This window comes from Variovorax sp. 01T439_2 (assembly GCF_056398445.1).
On sequence record NZ_JBFTPJ010000554.1, the window covers coordinates 1 to 3965 of the forward strand.

General features: G+C 70.1%; 6 protein-coding genes. All 6 read right to left on the reverse strand.

Annotation, left to right across the window (positions count from 1 at the left end):
• Window positions 1-335, reverse strand: a 335-nt coding sequence (locus AC1DOC_RS23040) for an OsmC family protein (protein WP_478130554.1), incomplete at its 3' end; no start/stop codon positions are given.
• A gap of 41 nt (window positions 336-376) precedes the next feature.
• Window positions 377-1108, reverse strand: coding sequence for an LrgB family protein (locus tag AC1DOC_RS23045; RefSeq protein WP_018905054.1), 732 nt, complete (start codon window positions 1106-1108; stop codon window positions 377-379).
• Window positions 1105-1458, reverse strand: a complete 354-nt coding sequence (locus AC1DOC_RS23050) for a CidA/LrgA family protein (protein ID WP_012747666.1) — start codon at window positions 1456-1458, stop codon at window positions 1105-1107. Before AC1DOC_RS23050 ends, AC1DOC_RS23045 begins: the two co-directional genes overlap by 4 nt.
• Window positions 1459-1474: 16 nt before the next feature.
• The gene (locus AC1DOC_RS23055) at window positions 1475-2500 is read right to left on the reverse strand and encodes an aminotransferase class I/II-fold pyridoxal phosphate-dependent enzyme (RefSeq protein WP_018905055.1); all 1026 of its coding nucleotides are present in this window, start codon (window positions 2498-2500) and stop codon (window positions 1475-1477) included.
• Complete coding sequence (gene cbiB / locus AC1DOC_RS23060; RefSeq protein WP_413470282.1) at window positions 2497-3468, reverse strand: adenosylcobinamide-phosphate synthase CbiB; 972 nt, start codon at window positions 3466-3468, stop codon at window positions 2497-2499. The genes AC1DOC_RS23055 and cbiB overlap by 4 nt, the downstream gene beginning before the upstream one ends.
• Before the next feature lie 8 nt (window positions 3469-3476).
• Window positions 3477-3965 (reverse strand): 5,6-dimethylbenzimidazole synthase (gene bluB, locus AC1DOC_RS23065; protein ID WP_478130555.1); only part of this gene is annotated, 489 nt, incomplete at its 5' end.

Here is a 3965-nt window from a genome sequence, read left to right on the forward strand (position 1 = left end):
GGACGCAGCGTGACCACGGTCATCGCGAGCTTGCCCTCGGCGTTCTTTTCCATGACGCCGCTCGCCGCATCGAAGTAGCGGTCGACGATGAACTTGCGCTTCACCGCCATGGTGAGAAACCACAGCATGTGGCAGCTCGAGAGCGACGCGACAAAGGCCTCTTCAGGATCGACTGCCGCCGCATCGGAAAACGGCAGCGGCACCACGTGCGGCGACGAGGAGCCCGGCACTTCCGCGCCGCCATCGAAGCGCAGCGAATGCCTTCTGCTGTAGCTGTTGCCGAGGAAGTCCTGGTCGCCTCGCTGCCAGAGGATTTCTGCGGTGTACTGGGCCATGCCTTGCTCTCCAGAGCCAAAAGAGGAGGCGCCATTCTGCGTCAGAAGAAGCCGGCGAGCCTGATCAAAAGCGGCACCAGCAGCGCCGTCGCGATGCCATTCAGCCCCAGCGCCAGCGCGGAGAAGGCGCCCGCCGTTTCGTTCACCTGGATGGCCCGCGCGGTGCCGATGCCGTGCGCCGCCATGCCCACGGCAAAGCCGCGCACCGCGGGTTCCTTGATGCGCAGCAGGTTCAGGAGACCCGTGGCCATGATCGCGCCCGAGATGCCCGCCACGGCGGCCGCCACCGCGGCCAGCGACGGCAGCCCGCCGATCTTCTCGGCCACGCCCATCGCGATCGGCATGGTGGCCGACTTGGGCGCGAGCGACATCAGCAGCTCGTGCGATCCGCCCAGCGCCCAGGCAATGCCGATGGCCGACACGATGGCCGCCACCGAGCCCACCAGCAGCGCCACGCCGATCGGCAGCCAGAGGCGCCGCAGCCGCCCGAGCTGGCCATACAGCGGCACGGCCAGTGCCACGGTGGCCGGCCCGATCAGGAAGTGCACGAACTTGGCGCCTTCGAAATATGTGTCGTAGGGCGTGCGCGTGGCGAGCAGCACGCCCACGATGACAACCACCGACACCAGCACCGGATTGACCGCCGGGTTGGCGCCGCTGCGCCGGTGCAGCCACAGCGCGCCCAGGTAGGCCAGCAGCGTGAGCGACAGCCACAGCAGCGGCGACTGCGCCAGGAAGACCCAGATCTCGGACAGCTTGGCGGGCGGGGTCATTCGGCATCCTTGCCGGTGATGCGGATCATCCAGCGCAAGGTGAGCGCGGTCACGGCCATGGTGAAGGCCGCGCCCACGATGCCCGCCGCAAGGAACGGAAGCCACTCGCGCCCCACCCGTTCGAAATGCAGCATGACGCCGGTCACCGCGGGAATGAACAGCAGCATGAGGTTGCGCAGCAGATGGCCCGAGGTCTCGTTCAGCGCCTCGGGCACGCCGCCGCGCACGAGCAGCACGATGAACAGCAGCAGCATGCCGATCAGCGGGCCGGGAATCGGCAGGCCCAGCCACTGCACGAGCAGCTCGCCGGCCAGTTGGCAAAGAAAGAGCGTGGTGATGGCGTAGAGCATGCGGATGTCCTGGCTTTCAAGGTTCGGCCGAAGCCGCCGCGCGCGTCCAGGCTTCTTTCAGCGCCTGCTGGCTCTGCGGCGGCAGCACGCCGAGCCGCACATGGCCCGGCAGGCCGAATGATGCACAGTCTCGCAGCTTGATGCCTTCGGCGCGCAGCCGGGCGGCCCGCTGCTGGTAAGGCGCATCGGTGCGCGCGCAAAAGAAGTTGGCGTCGCTCGGCAGGCACTGCCATCCCATCGATTCGCAAAGGGCGCGCTGCTGCGCCTTCCATTCGCGCAGGGTGCGCAGGCTTCGGGCAAGCCAGGCTTGGGCGGGCTCGCCGATCCAGGTTTCGAGCAGCGCCACGCCATGCGCGCCCACCGGCCACGAGGGGGCCAGCCGCTCGAGGCGCTGCTTCAGCGGCGCGGCGGCATCGCCTTCGGGCGCAATGGCATAGGCGGCGCGGATTCCGGTCAGGCCCATGGCCTTGTTGGGCGTCCACAGCTGCCAGACGCGGTTGCGCTGCGCCGCGTCGAGCGATGCCGCGCCTTCGAGGCGCAGCGGCTCGTAGGCCAGGTCGAGCACGCAGGTGCCGCCGGCCGCGGCGTGCAGCGCGAGATCGGCCTCGGCCTGGCCGAGCGGGCTCGACGGCTCGCAGCACCAGCGCAGCGCCGCTTCGCCGTGCGGCGCCGGCGGCCGCAGCACCTGCAGCCCCCAGGCCGACGCCGCACGCTCGTAATCGCCATAGCTGTGCGCCGGCAGCACCGCCTGCCGGCCGCCGCCCTGCGCAAAAGCGGCGCTGATGCGGTGGATGAATTCGCTGGCACTGGCCGCGATCACGATGCGTTCGGCGGCCACGCCGTGAAAGCCTGCCAACGCGCGGCGCAGCGCCGTGTAGCCCGGGTCCGGGTAGTGCGCCGCGTCGGCCGCACGCAGCGCGGCAAGCACAGCGGGGCATGAACCCGTGGCATTGCCGTTGGTCGAGAAATCGTGCCAGGCGGTGCCGGTGGCGTCGGGCCCGCCATGCAACAGGCCGGTGGATGTCGTGTGTTCCGGTGTCATGCCCAGTCGGTTGCCGCGAAGAAGATGGCCAATGATGCACAAGCGGCCGTGGCCAGCACCGCCCTGCTGCCCCATCGCGCGGCCTGCTGCGTATCGGCCGCATCGGCGGGCCGTCCTTCGGCATTCAAGGCATAGATGCCGGGCTTGGCAAGCCGCACGCCGAGCAGCAGTGCCATCGCCGCCATCGGCCAGCCGCTGTTGGGCGACGGCGTGCGGCGCGCCTCGCCTGCCACGCCGCGCGGCCAGCGCCATGCCGCAAGCGCAAGCAGCAGCGCCGTGAGCCGCGCCGGCAGCCACGAGAGCAGGTCGTCGGCGCGCGCGGCCCACTTGCCGAACCAGTTCCAGTCACGGCCGTTGCGTTCTCCGCGGTAGCCCCACATCGCATCGGCCGTGTTGGCGAAGCGGTAGACCGCCGCACCCGGCAAGCCCAGCAGCACGAACCAGAACAGCGGCGCCACGAGCGAATCGTTGAGGTTCTCGGCCAATGATTCGATGGCGCTTTCGCGCACCTCGCGCTCGCTGAGCGCGCAGACATCGCGGCTCACCAGCCGGGCGAGCTGCACGCGGCCCGCGTCCAGCGACACGGCCAGCGCCGCGTCCACGGCCAGCACTTCGGCGCGCAGCATGCGCCATGCGAAGAGCGGTTTCAGCGCAAAGGCCATCGCCACCGCCAGCGCCCATGCGGGCAGCCATTGCACCATCGCAGCCTGCACGCCGGCGGCGACCACCCCCACGCACGTCGCGCCCACGCACCACCCCAGCGCCCCGATCAAGAAGAGCGGCAGGTCGCGCGGCTTCGCCTTGGCCACCGGCGGTGCGATGCGCGAGCCGATCCAGCCGAGGTACTGCCCCATCCACACCACCGGATGCCAGCGCGCAGCGGGCTCGCCCAGCCAGCAGTCGATGGCAAGCGCAAGCCACAGCGCGGCGGCGAGGGCCAGGGCGTGTTCGAGGGGAAAGGGGGGCATGGGAGCCGTCATTCTCGCGAAGACGGGGTGGGAAACAGGTCCGACGGCTGGCCCCAGCGTTCGTCGAACACCAGCGCCGACAAGGGCTCGCGCCGGGCCCAGCGTTCGCGTTGCAGCATCGGCTCTTCGTAGAAATCGTGCACCGGGCCCAGGCACAGCAGCGCGATCGGCTCCGCCCCCTTGGGCAGGCCCAGCAGGGCCGACACCTCGGCGGGATCGAACAGCGAGACCCAGCCCATGCCCAGCCCTTCGGCACGCGCCGCAAGCCAGAGGTTCTGGATGGCGCAGGACGCCGAGGCCAGGTCCATCTGCGGCAAGGTGCGTCGGCCGAACACATGCTGCTCACGGCCGTCGGCCAGCGAGACGGCCAGCAGTTCGGCCGCATCGAGCACGCCCTGCACCTTGAGCCGCATGAACGCGTCTTCGCGCTCGCCGAGGGCGCGGGCCGTCAGCACGCGTTCGCGCTCGATCACATCGTGCAGACGCTGACGCAAGGC

Bases quoted from the DNA above. Each gene is read 5' to 3' on its own strand.
- AC1DOC_RS23055 (WP_018905055.1), bottom strand. From the start codon at position 2,500: ATGACACCGGAACACACGACATCCACCGGCCTGTTGCATGGCGGGCCC.
- AC1DOC_RS23050 (WP_012747666.1), bottom strand. From the start codon at position 1,458: ATGCTCTACGCCATCACCACGCTCTTTCTTTGCCAACTGGCCGGCGAG.
- cbiB (WP_413470282.1), bottom strand. From the start codon at position 3,468: ATGCCCCCCTTTCCCCTCGAACACGCCCTGGCCCTCGCCGCCGCGCTG.
- AC1DOC_RS23045 (WP_018905054.1), bottom strand. From the start codon at position 1,108: ATGACCCCGCCCGCCAAGCTGTCCGAGATCTGGGTCTTCCTGGCGCAG.